Here is a 16,219-nt window from a genome sequence, read left to right as displayed (position 1 = left end):
TGAGTTTTATAAGATATTAGAGTGGAATATTATTGAAAGGAGTTGATGCTTTGAGTAAATATTATTCTATACTTGAATTTTCAAAAATTATAGGCGTATCCGCCCAGACATTACGAAATTGGGATGCCAATGGAAAACTTCATCCGCATCATACTACAGTAAGCGGCTATGGATATTATTCTGATGAGCAACTCAACCAGGTAATAAATGTAAAGCCTAAAAATCGCATTACAATTGGATATTATCGCGTTTCCAGCCATAAACAGAAAGATGATCTGGAACGACAGATTGATAATGTTAAGACATATCTTCTGGCAAAAGGACAGCCATTTGAGATAATAAGTGATATCGGTTCCGGAATTAATTATAAGAAAAAAGGACTCCAGGAATTGATCAGGCGAATATCTTAAAATCAGGTTGAAAAGGTTGTTGTTTTATATAAAGATCGGCTATTGCGATTTGGTTTTGAATTGATAGAATATATCGCTTCACTTTATAATTGTGAGATTGAGATTATTGATAATACTGAAAAATCCGAACAGCAGGAACTTGTTGAAGATCTGGTTCAGATGATCACAGTATTCAGTTGCAAATTACAAGGAAAACGAGCGAATAAAGCTAAGAAACTTATCCGGGAACTGATACAGGAGGAAGTAGATGGTAAAAGCCATAAAAGCAATGTTGATACCAAACAATGTACAGAAAACTAAGATGTTTCAGTACGCAGGTGCTTCAAGATTTGCTTATAACTGGGCTTTGGCAAGGGAGATAGAAAACTATGAAAAAGGCGGAAAATTCATTTCAGATGCAGAACTCAGAAAAGAATTTACAAAGCTTAGACATTCTGATGAATACGCATGGTTATTGAGTATTTCAAATAATGTAACCAAACAGGCAATCAAAGATGCCTGCACTGCTTATAAGAACTTTTTCAAAGGTTTGCAGAAATTCCCAAGATTCAAGTCAAAAAAGAGATCAATGCCGAAGTTCTATCAGGATAATGTTAAGATACAATTCAGCAATACTCATGTTAAGTTTGAAGGATTTTCTTCGAGCAGGAAAAGAAATAAACAAAAACTAAATTGGGTAAGACTTGCAGAGCATGGTCGTATTCCTACAGATGCTAAATACATGAATCCGAGAATATCTTTTGATGGGTTGAACTGGTGGATCAGCGTATGTGTGGAATTTCCTGATTGCATAGAAAAACTTAATGATGATGGAATTGGTATAGATCTAGGAATCAAAGATATGGCTATTTGCTCTGATGGAGCTAAGTATAAGAACATCAATAAAAGTCAGAAAGTAAAGAAACTAGAAAAACAGAAACGCAGATTACAGCGTAGTATCTCTCGCTCTTACGAGAAAAATAAGAAGGAGAAAGTTACTGCAAAACAAATAATGTAATCAAAAAGGAAAAACTTTTATTAAAACGAAATCACAGATTAACAAATATCTGTAAGAACTATTTGAATCAGACTACATCTGAAATTGTAAGTCGAAAACCAAGATTTATTTGTATTGAAGATTTGAATGTTAGTGGAATGATGAAAAATAGACATTTATCAAAAGCAGTTCAGAATCAGGGGTTTTTTGAGTTTAGAAAGCAGCTTGAACACAAGTGCAGGGATAAAGGGATTCCGCTTATTGTGGCTGATCGGTTTTATCCATCATCAAAGCTTTGCAGTTGCTGTGGAAACATTAAAAAAGACTTGAAATTATCTGACAGAATTTATAAATGTGATTGTGGAAATGTCATTGACAGAGATTTTCAGGCATCTATAAATCTCAAGACTTATGGAGAAAGAGCTGCAAGCTAACACTAAAACGTTAGTGCAAATATGTACGGGTACGTTAATCCGGAATTTACGCCTATGGAGAGTACAAGAACTTGTGAGTAGATAGATATTTATATCATCAAAAACATACTCGTTGAAGTAGGAATGAAACATAGAAGTTTATAACTTTTTATAAGTTTTCAGTAACGGAATCATATGAAGAAAAAGAGGATTGCAATGCTTCTGGCCGCAACACTTACGTTTTCACAGAGTATGGGTGCAGCCATACCGGTAGCAGCTGAGGAATTGACAGCAGATACCGGACAGGAAACTGCAGAGACAGAAGAATCAGTTCAGGAGAACGATGACTCGGAAACAACAGGGGAAGCAGCTTCAGTGCCTGATCTGAAAGACGATGAGGAATTAAGTCTTCAGGATGATGCAGAGAATGCGGAAGAAGAAATTGCAGAAGAAGAAAACGCATCAGAAACTACGGAGCTATTCGGGGATAACACCGAAAACCAGGAGGCCTTCAGTGACGGTTCAGAAGCTGGAGAGTCTGCTGCAGCAAATGAACAATATCAGCTTAATCTGATATTTGAAGGTGCCAGTGGAAGCCAGGATTTACTGCCGAACAGCCGTGTCAGAATAAAATCCCGTCTGGTTGATACAATTGGCTATAGTGATGTTTCTGCATATGAATTGAAAGTTGCTCCGGTAACGGGTGGAAATGGTGTCAAAATGGCAGACGTATCATTAGATGGCCAGGATATTGTGCTGGATGTTTGCAATAAAACCGGAGACGCCAGAATTTCCGCAACGGCATTCATAAATGGAACTGAAGTGGCAAAAAGGGAGTTTTGGGTTAACATCAGTGAGTATGTGATCCTGCCGGAAAAAATCACAGATACAAGTGGTAATGAAATCAACCTTGAAGTAGGTCAGCAGTTGGATATAGCAAAAGACATGAAGCCGCAGCTTGTCCGTTACAAAGATGGAAAAGGAGACCCGATTCCGGTAACAGGAGATAATTATAAAATCGTAATATCTTCATGGACAGATGAAAGTACAGACACAGTGTACCCTGATTATGATACAGACGGCTGGAAATGGATCGATGTTCCAGGGCAGGGCTCCCAATCCTTGAGAGAACATCAGGATATGGCACATATTTTGGGCTTACTGCAATGGAAAAAAGTGCAGATGGAAACTGGCACCAGATTGCAAGACGGATGTATGAGGTGGATACTTTACCCGGTTATAATGGCGACGACAGTGGAAACTTCGGTGACAGTGGTCATGACAGTGATGATAGTGAGGAAAAAAGCTTTTATAATCTGACATACGATTTGGAAGGCACAGCAGGAAATGAAGCCATGCTGCCGAACAATGAAACGACCATTGTGACAGACATACTGGATAAAACCAGTGGCCAGCATCCGGTAAAAGATTATAAGCTGGAAATCATAGAACAATCAAAACTGGCAGAAGCTACAGTTTCTCCGGCTGGAAAGAAGCTTATAATTAAATCCAACGATAAAACCGGTGTTGGTTGCTGTTATGTAGCAGTAAAACTTCTGGATAAAACCGGTGAATATAAAGAAGCCTTCAGAAAAGATATATGGTTTGAAGTCAGCGAATTTATGCTGATACCGGAGAATCTGACAGATAAGAATGGAAAGCTGCTTAATCCGGCTGTTGGAGAATCTATTAATTTCGCCAATTTAAAAGTAAAACTGGTTCAGTATATAAACGGAAAAGGCGATCCCGTTGAGATTACAGGAAATGATATAAAAATCGTAGTGATGAGCTGGAAGGATACAGAATCCGGTAAACTGCAATATGATTACGATGATGAAGCATGGAATATGCAGAAAGTTTCCGGCCAGGAGCTTCCGATCATGACGAGAAAGTCCGAGGATAATACAAGGCTTGCACTGTCTGCCATGCGAAAAAACAAAAACGGGGAGTGGGAGCGGCTTGTAAGAAAACATTTTGAGATTGGAGAAAACAGTTCAAAACACAGTCACAGCTGGAAAGCAGTAAAAACTGTTCAGGCAACCTGTACGTCAAAAGGAAGCAGAACCGATAAATGTACTTCCTGTGATGGTGTAAGAACCGTAACACTTCCGGCAAAACATACCGCTGTAAAAGATGCAGCAGTTGCAGCGACAGTATTTAAGGCAGGAAAGAAGGAAGGAAGTCATTGTAAAGTGTGCGGCAAAGTGCTCAGGAAACAAGCTTCAGTTGCCAAACTGAAACCGACGATTTCCCTGACTGCATCTTCCCTGAAAATGAAAGCAGGTCAGTCTACCACTGCATTTAAAGCAGCCGGACTGGCGAAAGGTGATTATGTTACAAAAGTGACATCCGGAAATACAGGAATCGTAAAAGTATCTTCTGTGACAAAGAAGGGAACTTTCAGACTGACAGCAGGTAAAAAGGCAGGAAGTACTACAGTTAAGGTTATTCTTGCAAGCAAAAAGTCAGCATCTTTTAAAGTTACCGTACAGAGAGGAGCAGTAAAAACTTCGAAAATTACTGTAAGCACTAAATCTGTGACACTCAAAAAAGGAACTACTTACCGTAAACTGGCATCTTCAGTTAAAGTCACTCCTGTAACCAGCCAGAAAAAAGTTACATACACATCATCCAACAAAAAAATCGCGACAGTAACATCCGGTGGTGTGATCAAAGGTCTGAAAAAAGGAACCGCAACAATCACAATCCGAAGCGGCTCAAAGAGGACAACCTGTAAAGTTACAGTTAAATAAAGATTGTACGAAAAAAGGGGGGATCACTTCTGTGATTCCCCCTTAAAAAATCCTTATTTTATGCGGATTTCTTATTTACCGAAGTATCTTTTAAGCAGACCGGCGAATGCTTTTCCGTGTCTTGCCTCGTCCTTAGCCATCTCATGTACTGTGTCATGGATTGCGTCAAGGTCAGCTGCTTTCGCACGTTTTGCAAGGTCGAATTTACCTGCTGTAGCGCCGTTTTCAGCCTCTACACGCATCTGAAGGTTCTTCTCTGTGCTGTCTGTTACAACCTCACCAAGGAGCTCTGCGAATTTAGCTGCATGCTCTGCTTCCTCGTAAGCTGCTTTCTCATAGTACATACCAACTTCCGGATATCCTTCTCTGTGAGCAACTCTAGCCATTGCAAGATACATACCAACCTCAGAGCACTCGCCCTCGAAGTTCGCTCTCAGGTCTGCAAGGATGTCCTCGCTAACGCCTTTAGCTACACCTACAACATGCTCAGCTGCCCATGAGAGCTCGCCTTCCTGTTTCTGGAATTTAGAAGCTGGTGCTTTACATACTGGACAGGCTTCCGGTGCCTGCTCGCCTTCATAAACATATCCACATACTGTACATACCCATTTAGCCATAGTAATGATCTCCTTTTCTTTTTTGAAATATATTGTTTGTTTTTGTTTCTTCCAAATTAATAATAGTAATTATTGCTATTTTATAGTATCATGTGGTCTTTATTTTGTCAAGCTTGTTTTTCTTCTTTTTCAGGCATTCCTTGCAGATTCCATAGAAGCTTGCATCTACGTCAAAGACTTTTCCGTGGATAAATTCTGCAGCTGCCTGTTCAAGAATTCCGTTAAGGCTGTCTGACTGCATATCGATCACCCGGTTGCATCTGGTACACATGAAATGTGAGTGTGGTGCAACCCTTCCATCGTAGCGATCCGCGCTTCCGAAATTGGTCAGCTTCCGGATCTCACCGATGTCACTGAGAAGAGAAAGATTACGGTAGACAGTTCCGAGACTGATGTTCGGGTAGATCTGTCGAAGATTCTCGTATACTGTATCTGCCGTTGGATGATCTGTTCTGGATCTCAGAAATTCCTTGATGGACTCTCGCTGACGGCTGTATTTAAGTGCTGCCATAATGTTTCCTCCTATCAGTAATAGTAATTATTACTGATATTATAATACATGACAGAGGGAAGTTTGTCAAGAGGTTTGGATATGATTATCCTGAAATATTTTCATTTTATGAGTTGGATGTAAATGAGTATTTTTACGCTGCAGGTGTAGGAGATATTTACAACCCTGCAGAGGACTTACTTGATTCGGTTAAATGGTGAGAACTGGCAGTCGGATGTCTGACAGAGTGTTTGTTATAAGGAATATTGTGCCCTTAATGATAGGATTTTATCAGTAAAAATTCTCGGTGAAAATTTATAAAAATAAGTTGACAGAGACTAACTTCGGTAGTATATTTACAACAGTTAGAGAAATCTAACTAATATGTAAAGAAGAATGCAAATGACTTGTGAAAAATTTGAATCTGTCATGGGTTATCATTGTTCCCCTGTATTAATGGGAATGAAACCGGCGAATCTTGTTTCCTTTTCCAAGGAAAAAATGCCGGAGCTGCCGGAGATCATTTCGGATTATGAGGAGAGTCTTGAACGGGAAGGTATCCGTATGGAGATCATCTGTGGATGCAGGAAGCATTATCTTCTTCTGGTGTATCGGCCGGATATGCTGCAGGAATATCTTAAGCAGGATGAAGCCAGGAAACTTTTGCTTCAGGATGGGTATAATATAGATAGTTCTTTGGATGAGATGATCGCCCGTTTGAAGGAGAGATTTTTTCATAAGACGGAGTTTCCTCATGAGATCGGACTTTTCCTGGGTTATCCCATTGAAGACGTGAAGGGCTTCCGGAAGTTCGGAGGCAGTGGCTGCAAGATGTGTGGTTACTGGAAGGTTTATGATGATGTGGAGCAGGCTCGCAGGATTTTTGACAGCTATGATAAGTGCCGGGAGTTTACTGCGGCGCAGATCCGTGCGGGGTATTCGATTTTGCAGGTTGTTGGTATGAAGCATCTCTGTACATCTCAGATGTGCGTATAATATAAAGTTTAAAAACAGGAGGTTTTTAAGATGAGCAATGTAGGAATTATTTACTGGTCTTCCACAGGCAACACAGAGGCAATGGCACAGGCTGTTGAGGAAGGTGCAAAAGCAGCTGGTGCGGATGTTGAGATCATGGAAGTTGCAGATGCAGATGTAGATAAAGCTCTCTCTTATGATGTTTTGGCACTTGGTTGTCCGGCAATGGGAGATGAGGAGCTTGAGGATGGTGAGTTCGAGCCATTCTTCTCTGATCTGGAAGGCAAACTTTCCGGTAAGAAAGTTGCGCTTTTCGGTTCCTATGACTGGGGCGACGGAGAGTGGATGAGAACATGGTGCGGCAGAGCAAAAGACGCAGGCGCAGAGCTTGTTGATGATGAAGGACTCATTGTAAACAACACACCTGATGATGAAGGACTTGCAGCTTGCCGTGAACTTGGCGGAAAACTTGCATAAGATCTATTAGATTTCAAATAAATAAAAACTGAGCAGAGCATTGGATTTTCAAACACAAACACCATCCGGACAGAAGGGATAGATATCTTTTTTGTCCGGGTGGTGTTTTATTTTGAGCGAAAATATCTGCTTATTACTTTGAGGAAATATAGAAGAAATGAATATTAAGACAAAAAATCCTTGTTGATTTTAATATTTACGTGTCCTAAAATAGATAAAAATGAAATAAAGCAGGAAAGTGAGGGATGCCGGATGACGCGGGAGGAAGCGGAACAGTATTTATATTATGCGATGACAATTGGTGAACAGCTTCTTTGCTGCGGAGCAGAGGTTGGACGTGTGGAAGATACCATACGGCGGATCTGCCTGGCATATGGAGCCACCCGGGCAGATGTTTTTTCTATCACATCCAGTATTGTGACGACTATTTATGGAGAGGATTTCGGTATTTGCACCCAGACGCGGCGTGTGCCGGGAATGTCCAATGATCTGGGACGGCTGGATGACCTGAACCAGCTTTCCAGATACATCTGTGAGTATCGGCCGAAGCCGGAGGAGATCCAGAAGGGGCTGGAAAAGATCCGGGATAAACAAGGATATTCTTTTAAAACGCAGATTTTGATCTATGCTGTAATTTCAGGTTCTTTTTCCGTGTTTTTCGGAGGAGATGTCAACGATATGATTGCTTCTGCGCTGATTGGTATCGCCCTGAAGCTGTTTGAGGCTTTTGTAAAAAAAGGTGCATTAAACTCGCTGCTGACAGTGCTTCTTTGCTGCGGAGCCGGCGGAGTACTTTCCAATCTTACAGTTCTGATCGGGCTTGGACATCATGCGGATCTGATCAGTATCGGAAATATCATGCTTCTGATACCGGGAATTGCATTTACCAATTCATTGCGCGATATGTTTTCAGGAGATACCATTACAGGTTTGATCCGATGTATGGAGGCGCTTTTGCTGGCACTGGTCGTGGGCCTTGGTTTCACGGTGGCGAATCTGTTGTTTTAACCGAATCAGGGAAGTTCTCTTGAAGGTTGCGAAAAGCAATAAGCAGTGAATGAGGAGTTCACATACTGCATCAATTGCGGAGTAGCGAAATGCAGCAGATGATGGGAGTATTTGAGAGTAGTTATGATTTTATTCAGGAGGAAAACATGCGGGAAATCATACAGCTGGTCGTATCCTTCACAGGATCCCTCGGCTTTGCGGCATTATTTAATATCCATGGAAAAAAACTCTGGTTTGCGGCATTGGGTGGATGTCTGTCCTGGGCTGTATATCTGGCAGTAGAGTTCATAACGCCAAGTCCGTATGTGTGCGGTTTCTGGTCAACAGTAGCTATTACTTTGTATGCAGAATGTATGGCAAGAATTCATAAAACGCCGGTAACTGTATTTCTGGTTTCTGCGACAATTCCGTTGATTCCGGGAGCAGCACTTTACCGGACAATGAACTGGATGTTGATGAAGGACTGGGCAAAATTCCAGAAAGACGGAATCTATACGATCCTTTTTGCGGTGAGCATGGCAGCAGGAATGACGCTGACGACCATTGCGTTCCGGATGGCGTGGCGGTGGATGTACAGGCAGAGGAGAATGTAATACAGTATCGAAATTCCCCGTTTACAAACCATTGGAAATGTGTTACGATTTTCCCATATGGAAAACTCATGGAAGAAGAGAGTACATGTGTACACCGTACTACAGGGAAATCCCCGGAGGACTTTTTAGATGCAGGCTGTGACGCAGTTGATGTCATAGATCTGCGGCAGAGTGAATGGTAAAGGTTCACTTTATGCAGGAGTTCCGAGACTGAGAGGGATGTGCAGGCACAGATGGAAGATGGCTTCGGAGAGGCATTGCTGAACCGGTTTAAACGCGATAAGCGAAGTGCGAATGTCCGATTTAACGGACACCGGCAGGCAGTGACAGGACCGCCTGTTATAGCGGAAGGGTATAGAGCTTGCTGTACCTGATGAGGTTTTTGCCGCGAGGCAGGAACGAAAAGAAGTGGTAACACGGGTAATAACTCGTCTTCTCATATCGTTATGGTATGAGAAGACGTTTTTTATTTTTATATTTATGGAGGAAAGAAAAGATGGAAAAGCAGAGATATTATATCAGCACTGCCATTGCGTACACATCCGGTAAACCGCATATCGGAAATACCTATGAGGTCGTTCTTGCGGATGCGATCGCACGTTTTAAAAGACAGCAGGGTTATGACGTATATTTTCAGACAGGTACTGATGAGCATGGCCAGAAGATCGAGCTGAAGGCTGAGGAGGCTGGTGTTACACCAAAGGAATTCGTAGATAACGTTTCCGGCGAGATCAAACGTATCTGGGATCTGATGAACACATCCTATGATAAATTCATCCGTACAACAGATAAAGACCATGAAGAGCAGGTCAAAAAAATCTTCAAAAAAATGTATGCAAAGGGAGATATCTACAAGGGTCATTACGAAGGAATGTACTGTACACCATGTGAGTCCTTCTTCACAGAGTCCCAGCTTGTAGACGGCAAATGTCCGGACTGCGGACGTCCATGCGTACCTGCCAAGGAAGAGGCATATTTCTTCAAAATGAGTAAATATGCAGATAAGCTTATTGACTACATCAACACACATCCGGATTTCATCCAGCCGGAGTCCCGTAAAAACGAGATGATGAACAACTTCCTTCTTCCGGGACTTCAGGATCTCTGTGTATCCAGAACATCCTTTAAATGGGGAATCCCGGTAGATTTCGATCCGAAGCACGTTGTATATGTATGGCTGGATGCCCTGACAAACTATATCACAGGTATCGGCTATGACTGCGACGGAAACAGCAGCGATAAATTCAACAAATACTGGCCGGCAGATCTTCACCTGATCGGAAAAGATATCATCCGTTTCCATACCATTTACTGGCCGATTTTCCTGATGTCTCTGGATCTTCCGCTTCCGAAACAGGTATTCGGACATCCGTGGCTGCTTCAGGGCGATGGAAAAATGAGTAAATCCAAAGGAAATGTAATCTATGCAGATGAGCTGGTTGAGTTCTTCGGTGTAGATGCTGTCCGTTATTTTGTACTCCACGAAATGCCATTTGAGAATGACGGTGTGATCACATGGGAGCTGATGGTTGAGAGACTGAATTCCGACCTTGCAAACACACTTGGAAATCTTGTAAACCGTACAATTTCCATGTCCAACAAATATTTTAACGGAGTCGTTGAGAATAAGAATGTTACTGAGCCGGTTGATGAGGATCTTAAGAGCTTCATCCTTCAGGTTCCGAAGAATGTTTCCGCAAAAATGGACAAGCTTCGTGTGGCAGATGCTATCACAGAGGTATTCTCTCTGTTCAAACGCTGCAACAAATATATCGATGAGACAATGCCATGGGCACTTGCAAAGGATGAGACAAAGCAGGATCGTCTTGCAACAGTTCTCTACAACCTGGTTGAGGGAATCTGCATCGGTGCATCTCTTCTGAAATCCTTTATGCCGCGTACAACAGAGCGTATTCTTGTACAGCTCAACGCAAACGAGAGAACTCTTGAGGAGATGGAGCAGTTTGGTCTTTATCCTTCAGGAAACCGCGTAACCGACAAACCGGAGATTCTTTTTGCGAGACTTGACCTGAAAGAGGTTCTTGAGAAGGTTGAGAAGCTTCATCCAAAGAAAGAAGAGCCGAAGGAAGAGGTAGAAGAGGAGAAAACAGAGAACGTGATTGATATCGAGGCAAAGCCGGAGATCACTTTCGATGATTTTGAGAAGCTGCAGTTCCAGGTTGGTGAGATCATCGCCTGTGAGGAGGTTAAGAAATCCAGAAAGCTTCTCTGCTCTCAGGTTAAGATCGGAAGTCAGGTTCGTCAGATCGTATCCGGAATCAAGGCTCATTATTCCGCAGAGGAAATGGTGGGCAAAAAGGTTATGGTCGTTACAAACCTGAAGCCTGCCAAGCTTGCCGGAATCCTCAGCGAGGGTATGATCCTCTGTGCAGAGGATGCAGACGGAAATCTTTCCCTGATGGTACCGGAGAAAGAGATGCCTGCAGGCGCTGAGATCTGCTAAGTATAGACAGATATGGAATTGAATCATTTTGATAAAAACGGCAATGCTGTTATGGTGGATGTGTCCGACAAACCGGTCACTCACCGTACGGCAACAGCCACGGGTTCCATTCAGGTAAGCCCGGAGATCATGGCTGCGGTAAAAAGCGGAAATGTGAAAAAGGGTGATGTACTTGGTGTGGCCCGTGTGGCAGGTATCATGGGTGTGAAGCGTACTTCTGAGCTGATCCCCATGTGCCATCCACTTCCCATCCAGAAGTGTTCTGTGGATTTTGAGACCGATGAGGATGCGGGAGTGATCCGTGTATTCTGCACGGTAAAAACAGAGGGAAAAACAGGCGTGGAGATGGAGGCGCTGACAGGTGTTCAGGTGGCGCTTCTTACCATTTATGACATGTGCAAGGCAATTGACAAGCACATGGTTATGTCTGATATCCATCTGGAAGAAAAAACAGGAGGCAAAAGCGGAGATTTCCGTTTTGAGGAAAAATAATGATAGACAGGTGCGGAAGAAATATTGATTATCTCAGGATTTCCGTAACTGACAGATGTAATTTGCGGTGTGTTTATTGTATGCCGGAGGAGGGAGTGCAGCATGTGGAGCGCTCCCTCATTTTGCAGGAAGAGGAAATTTTGAGGATCTGCCGGGTGATGGCAGAGCTGGGTATCCGGAAGATCAAGCTGACCGGCGGGGAACCGCTTGTACGGCCGCGGATGCCTCAGCTGGTGGAAAAACTGAAAAATATGCCGGGGATCGAGAAGGTGACTCTGACTACAAATGGTGTGCTTCTGAAAGATCAGATGAGTGATTTTGCCCGGGCGGGGCTGGACGGATTGAATATCAGCCTGGATACGCTGGATGAGGCCTGCAGCAGGAGGATCACGCGGCGGGATGAACTGGGGCGGACGCTGGAAGGGATTTCGGAGGCAATGAAGTATCCGGAGATTTCGCTGAAGATCAATTGTGTGCCTCTTGGGATCCCGGAGCAGGATCTCTGCCGGGTGGCGCTTTTTGCCAGGGATCACAGGGTGCATGTGCGGTTTATTGAGATGATGCCCATTGGAATGGGAAAAGAATTTCATGGGGTGTCGGAGGAGGAACTGCTTCGGATCCTTGGGGAAAAGCTTCCGCGGTTTTCGCCGTATGTTGGGGAGCCCCTTGGGAATGGACCGTGTCATTATTATGATGTGGATGGTTTTTCCGGAAAGATCGGGTTTATCAGCGCGGTGAGCCATAAGTTCTGTGGGGAGTGTAACCGGATCCGGCTGACTTCTCAGGGCTTTTTGAAGACCTGTCTGCAGTATGCGGCGGGAAGGGATCTTCGGGAGGTGATCCGCAGTGGTGGTTCGGATGAGGTGCTGAAGGCTGTGATCCTGGAGGCTCTGGCGGAGAAACCGGACGGGCATGCTTTTGGCGTAGGCCTGGAGAAACAGAAGGATGATAAGACGGAGAAGCTTTGTATGGCTCAGATCGGAGGTTGAGTGATGAAGAGAGTTGCTGTGATCACTTCTAGTGATAAGGGGTACAGAGGAGAGCGGGAGGATCTTAGTGGTCCTGCTGTGAAGGAGATTATGGAGGCGGCCGGGTATGAGGTTGTTTCTGTGGATGTTTTGCCGGATGACCGTGGGATGCTTGGGAGCCGGATGGCTGAGATCGCGGATATGGGTTTGGCTGAACTGATTTTGACTACGGGTGGTACCGGGTTTTCTCAGAGGGATGTGACACCGGAGGCTACGGAGGATGTGATCGGGCGGCGTGTGCCGGGGATTCCGGAGGCGATGCGGGCGTTTAGTATGACGATCACGAAGCGGGCGATGCTGAGCCGGGCTACGGCCGGGATCCGGAAGGGGACGTTGATCGTTAATCTGCCGGGGAGTCCTAAGGCGGTCAGGGAGTGCCTGGAGGTTATTATTGAGGCGTTGGGGCATGGGATTGAGATTTTGACCGGCGATGCTGGAGAATGCGGACGGTAGTGTGTGGTGTATACTTAGACTAACAAACGGACGCCCAACGGAGGCAGGGCCAGTACGGTGACACGCTGCGCGGCCTGTTCGGCTGCGTCGCTGGTTTGCTGCCATTCGCGCCAACTCGCCTGCGGCTCAAACAGGGCGCTCGGTGGCAGCAGCTATACTCGCCTCTCGACGGCCGCTCCGCTAACGTCACCGTACTGGCCCTGCCTCCGTTGGGCTGGTTGTTGGATGTGGTAGGTTTTATGATTAAAATTCATCTCCAGCGATTCATAATTCCTGAGGCTTGAGAGTTACATGTGGTAGGTTTTGGAAATCAATATTGCTGGTGTGATATAGGAATAAATTTGGTAATGATGTGTGATTAATAGGAGTCTGTTATGGGAAAAGTACTTGCGGTTTGTATCAGTGAGAAGAAGGGGACTCAGAAGAGGAATGTGGGGTCTGCGGTTTTTGTGGAGGACTGGGGGCTTGAGGGGGATGCTCATGCCGGAAAGTGGCATCGGCAGGTGAGTCTTCTTTCCGGTGAAAAGATCGATGCATTTCGTGCAAAGGGCGCAGAGGTTGAGGATGGTGCTTTTGGTGAGAATCTGGTTGTGGAAGGGATTGATTTTGCAAAGCTTCCGGTTGGCACCAGATTTCGCTGTGGTGAGGTTGTGCTGGAGCTGACTCAGATCGGAAAGGAGTGCCACAATGGCTGTGCTATTTTTCAGAAGATGGGTGAGTGCATCATGCCCCGGGAAGGTGTGTTTACAAGAGTGCTGAAAGGTGGAAAAGTTTCCGTCGGTGATGAGATGACTGTGGATAAAGCTATGATTTTTGATACTCATGCACATTACGATGATGAGGCTTTTGATGAGGATCGTTTTGCCATGCTGGATAGTATGCAGGAGAACGGGATCGGGCATATTGTGGATGTGTGTGCTTCTGTGGGACATTTTGACCGGGTTTATGATCTGGTTGAGAAGTATCCTTTTATTTATGGCGCAGTGGGTGTTCATCCGGATGATGCGGATAAGGTGGATGCAGCTGTGCTGGATGAGATCCGCAGATATTGTGACATGGAAAAAACGGTAGCTGTAGGCGAGATCGGCCTGGATTATTACTGGCATAAGGAGAAGGAAGAGCATCTTCTCCAGCAGAAGGTATTTCGCCAGCAGATGGATATCGCCCGTGAGAAAAAGTTCCCGTTTATGATCCACAGCCGTGATGCAGCAGAGGATACGCTGAATATTGTGAAAGAATATATGCAGGATGGGATGTATGGCGGAGTTATCCATTGTTTTTCCTATAGTAAGGAGATTGCAAGGGAGTATCTGAATATGGGACTTTATCTTGGAATCGGCGGAGTGGTTACTTTTAAGAATTCCCGGAAGCTGAAAGAGGTGGCAGAGTATGCGCCGCTGAATCAGATCCTGCTTGAAACCGACTGCCCCTACATGGCACCTGTGCCGAACCGTGGAAAAAGAAACAGCTCCCTGTATCTGCCGGAGGTTGTGAAGACCATTGCGGAGATTAAGGGAATCAGCTGCGAGGAGGTTGTGGCTGTGACGGAGAGTAATGCGATGAAGGTGTTGAATTTAATTTGATAAACTTGGGAAAAAGTGCTTTGTTATGAGCAAATAGTTGAATGACGGATTGATTTTGAAGATATGAAATGAAAAAAGAGCTGTTGTATGGCAGGTGTGAGTGATCATCTGTTCGGCAACAACTCTTTTTTATATTTAGAAAAAATAAATTAATGACAAATGCGCATATATGAGCGCACCATATTGGAGTGATCTTTGCAGAAAAATATGCAGGTAAAAAAATGCCTGACAGAAATGTCTGTCAGGCACCGGAGGCATAAAACAGGGGATCCGGAAATCCCGGATCGTATTGTAGAGCTTTTACAGCGATTTCAGCACTTTAACAAGCCGTGAATTATCCTCCGGCATCATAATACAGAATCGTACAAATTCCCCGTCCAGGCACTGGAAGGAAGAACAGTCACGGATCATCATGCCTTGTCTGATGCAGGCTTCAAATACGTCATAGGAGGTCAGTCCGTTTTTCAGGATCCGGAGCAGGATAAAGTTTGCATAGGCGGGATAGATTTTGTAGGTGTCTGTATCCCTCAGTTCCCGGATCATCCGGTCGCGCTCGGAAAGGATCAGATTTTTGGTTTCTTTAATATAATCTTCATCCTGCAGCATGATCTCTCCTGCAAAGGCACCAAGGCTGTTAAGTGACCATGGTGTCTGTTTTTCGCGCATTTTTGCAAGAAAGTCAATATTTCCGGTGATGCCGTAGCCCAGGCGCATTCCGGGAGCGGCGAAGAATTTGGATACGCCGCGGAGTACCATGAGATTGGTGAATTCCCGTGTCAGCGGAACTGCGGTGATGGCGTTGATATCCGGGGCAAATTCCACATAGGTTTCGTCGATCATCACGAAGATATTTTTTTCTGCACAGAAACCGATAAGTCTGCGAAGCTCTTCCTGGGTGATGGCAGAGGAGGTCGGATTGTTGGGGTTGCAGAGGATGAGAAAATCATAGCCCTGCTCCAGCTTCCGGCAGAGATCCGGAATGTCCGGCTCGAAATCATTGCTTTCCTGAAGGTGGTAGTATTCCTGGGTACTTCCGGAGAAGGAGAGCTCTCTGGAGTATTCAGAATAGGTAGGTCCAAGGATCAGAGTATGCTTCGGGGCACGCTCCTGGATCAGAAGGGAGATCAGCTCACTGGAGCCGTTTCCCGGAAGGATGAAATCAGCGGGAATATTGCAGTAGCTGGAAATCGTATTCCGAAGGGATGTGTATTCTCTGTCCGGGTAGGAGGAAAGGATATCCACGTGTTCTGCAATGGCTCTGCCGGCTTTTGGGGAAAGTCCCAGAGGATTGACATTTGCACCGAATTTGACGATGTTTTCTTTTTTCAGATTGTAGTAGCTGCAGATCTTTTCTATATCACTTCCGTGAAAAACGGGTTTGGTATCCATTTTTGTCACCTCACATTTTTATTTTTTTCGTAAAAAATTTATATCCAGTATACACCAGAATCCGGGACAAAAAAAGACGGGATAAAAAGTTTCTGTAT

Annotated in this window: 16 protein-coding genes and 2 pseudogenes; 15 read left to right on the top strand and 3 right to left on the bottom strand. The window is 44.4% G+C overall.

The genetic code is table 11. The annotated features are described in order from the left end of the window. Positions 1-50 precede the first annotated feature (50 nt). The 5 genes and pseudogenes from ACTNDQ_RS01250 (at position 51) to ACTNDQ_RS01230 (ending at position 4,552) form a co-directional block, all read left to right on the top strand. A pseudogene (locus ACTNDQ_RS01250) lies at positions 51-710 on the top strand (IS607 family transposase). Next, positions 658-1,407 carry an RNA-guided endonuclease InsQ/TnpB family protein gene (locus ACTNDQ_RS01245; protein WP_441063312.1) on the top strand — a complete coding sequence of 250 codons (750 nt, stop codon included), beginning with the start codon at positions 658-660 and terminating at the stop codon, positions 1,405-1,407. Before ACTNDQ_RS01250 ends, ACTNDQ_RS01245 begins: the two are co-directional and overlap by 53 nt. Beyond that, on the top strand, positions 1,407-1,820 hold the full coding sequence (locus ACTNDQ_RS01240) for an RNA-guided endonuclease InsQ/TnpB family protein (protein WP_441063355.1): 414 nt from the start codon (positions 1,407-1,409) through the stop codon (positions 1,818-1,820). The genes ACTNDQ_RS01245 and ACTNDQ_RS01240 overlap by 1 nt, the downstream gene beginning before the upstream one ends. Positions 1,821-1,994: 174 nt before the next feature. Continuing rightward, entirely contained in the window at positions 1,995-3,119 is a 1,125-nt protein-coding gene (locus tag ACTNDQ_RS01235) for a hypothetical protein (RefSeq protein WP_288788242.1), read from the top strand. Next, positions 3,011-4,552: an Ig-like domain-containing protein gene (locus ACTNDQ_RS01230; RefSeq protein ID WP_441063353.1), complete on the top strand. Its 1,542-nt coding sequence runs from the start codon at positions 3,011-3,013 to the stop codon at positions 4,550-4,552. Before ACTNDQ_RS01235 ends, ACTNDQ_RS01230 begins: the two co-directional genes overlap by 109 nt. Positions 4,553-4,623: 71 nt before the next feature. Here the strand turns inward: ACTNDQ_RS01230 and ACTNDQ_RS01225 are convergent, their stop codons facing one another. Both ACTNDQ_RS01225 and ACTNDQ_RS01220 read right to left on the bottom strand, forming a co-directional pair. Continuing rightward, positions 4,624-5,169 (bottom strand): NADH peroxidase, encoded by a 546-nt coding sequence (locus tag ACTNDQ_RS01225; protein ID WP_015526390.1) that lies wholly within the window; start codon positions 5,167-5,169, stop codon positions 4,624-4,626. A gap of 88 nt (positions 5,170-5,257) precedes the next feature. Beyond that, on the bottom strand, positions 5,258-5,680 hold the full coding sequence (locus tag ACTNDQ_RS01220) for a Fur family transcriptional regulator (RefSeq protein ID WP_278794875.1): 423 nt from the start codon (positions 5,678-5,680) through the stop codon (positions 5,258-5,260). Positions 5,681-6,061: 381 nt separating this feature from the next. On the opposite strand from ACTNDQ_RS01220, the gene ACTNDQ_RS01215 reads away from it, so the two are divergent. From ACTNDQ_RS01215 to ACTNDQ_RS01170, 10 genes and pseudogenes are all read left to right on the top strand, one after another. After that, a complete protein-coding gene (locus ACTNDQ_RS01215) occupies positions 6,062-6,655 on the top strand; it encodes a DUF3793 family protein (RefSeq protein WP_022426572.1) in 594 nt (197 codons plus the stop codon). Between the two features lie 30 nt (positions 6,656-6,685). Continuing rightward, positions 6,686-7,111, top strand: a complete 426-nt coding sequence (locus ACTNDQ_RS01210) for a flavodoxin (RefSeq protein ID WP_288788238.1) — start codon at positions 6,686-6,688, stop codon at positions 7,109-7,111. A gap of 252 nt (positions 7,112-7,363) precedes the next feature. After that, positions 7,364-8,119 (top strand): threonine/serine exporter family protein, encoded by a 756-nt coding sequence (locus tag ACTNDQ_RS01205; protein WP_021653091.1) that lies wholly within the window; start codon positions 7,364-7,366, stop codon positions 8,117-8,119. Between the two features lie 89 nt (positions 8,120-8,208). Further along, entirely contained in the window at positions 8,209-8,712 is a 504-nt protein-coding gene (locus ACTNDQ_RS01200; protein ID WP_015526384.1) for a threonine/serine exporter family protein, read from the top strand. A gap of 496 nt (positions 8,713-9,208) precedes the next feature. Further along, positions 9,209-11,176: a methionine--tRNA ligase gene (gene metG / locus ACTNDQ_RS01195; RefSeq protein WP_161215728.1), complete on the top strand. Its 1,968-nt coding sequence runs from the start codon at positions 9,209-9,211 to the stop codon at positions 11,174-11,176. A 12-nt stretch (positions 11,177-11,188) separates the two neighbouring features. Further along, a complete protein-coding gene (moaC, locus tag ACTNDQ_RS01190) occupies positions 11,189-11,668 on the top strand; it encodes a cyclic pyranopterin monophosphate synthase MoaC (RefSeq protein WP_021653088.1) in 480 nt (159 codons plus the stop codon). Then, entirely contained in the window at positions 11,668-12,657 is a 990-nt protein-coding gene (gene moaA, locus ACTNDQ_RS01185) for a GTP 3',8-cyclase MoaA (RefSeq protein ID WP_441063306.1), read from the top strand. The genes moaC and moaA overlap by 1 nt, the downstream gene beginning before the upstream one ends. A 3-nt stretch (positions 12,658-12,660) precedes the next feature. Next, positions 12,661-13,149 (top strand): MogA/MoaB family molybdenum cofactor biosynthesis protein, encoded by a 489-nt coding sequence (locus ACTNDQ_RS01180; protein WP_441063304.1) that lies wholly within the window; start codon positions 12,661-12,663, stop codon positions 13,147-13,149. 374 nt (positions 13,150-13,523) lie between these two features. Continuing rightward, positions 13,524-13,931 (top strand): annotated as a pseudogene (locus tag ACTNDQ_RS01175) (MOSC domain-containing protein); the annotation flags it as partial. Between the two features lie 24 nt (positions 13,932-13,955). After that, complete coding sequence (locus ACTNDQ_RS01170) at positions 13,956-14,732, top strand: TatD family hydrolase (protein WP_441063351.1); 777 nt, start codon at positions 13,956-13,958, stop codon at positions 14,730-14,732. A 300-nt stretch (positions 14,733-15,032) separates the two neighbouring features. Here the strand turns inward: ACTNDQ_RS01170 and ACTNDQ_RS01165 are convergent, their stop codons facing one another. Next, complete coding sequence (locus ACTNDQ_RS01165; RefSeq protein WP_279201049.1) at positions 15,033-16,121, bottom strand: pyridoxal phosphate-dependent aminotransferase; 1,089 nt, start codon at positions 16,119-16,121, stop codon at positions 15,033-15,035. Between the last annotated feature and the right edge of the window lie 98 nt (positions 16,122-16,219).

The organism is Blautia massiliensis (ex Liu et al. 2021), from assembly GCF_052064225.1.
GTDB classification, from domain to species: Bacteria; Bacillota; Clostridia; order Lachnospirales; family Lachnospiraceae; genus Blautia_A; species Blautia_A fusiformis.
This window is presented reverse-complemented; position numbering and strand designations above follow the sequence as displayed.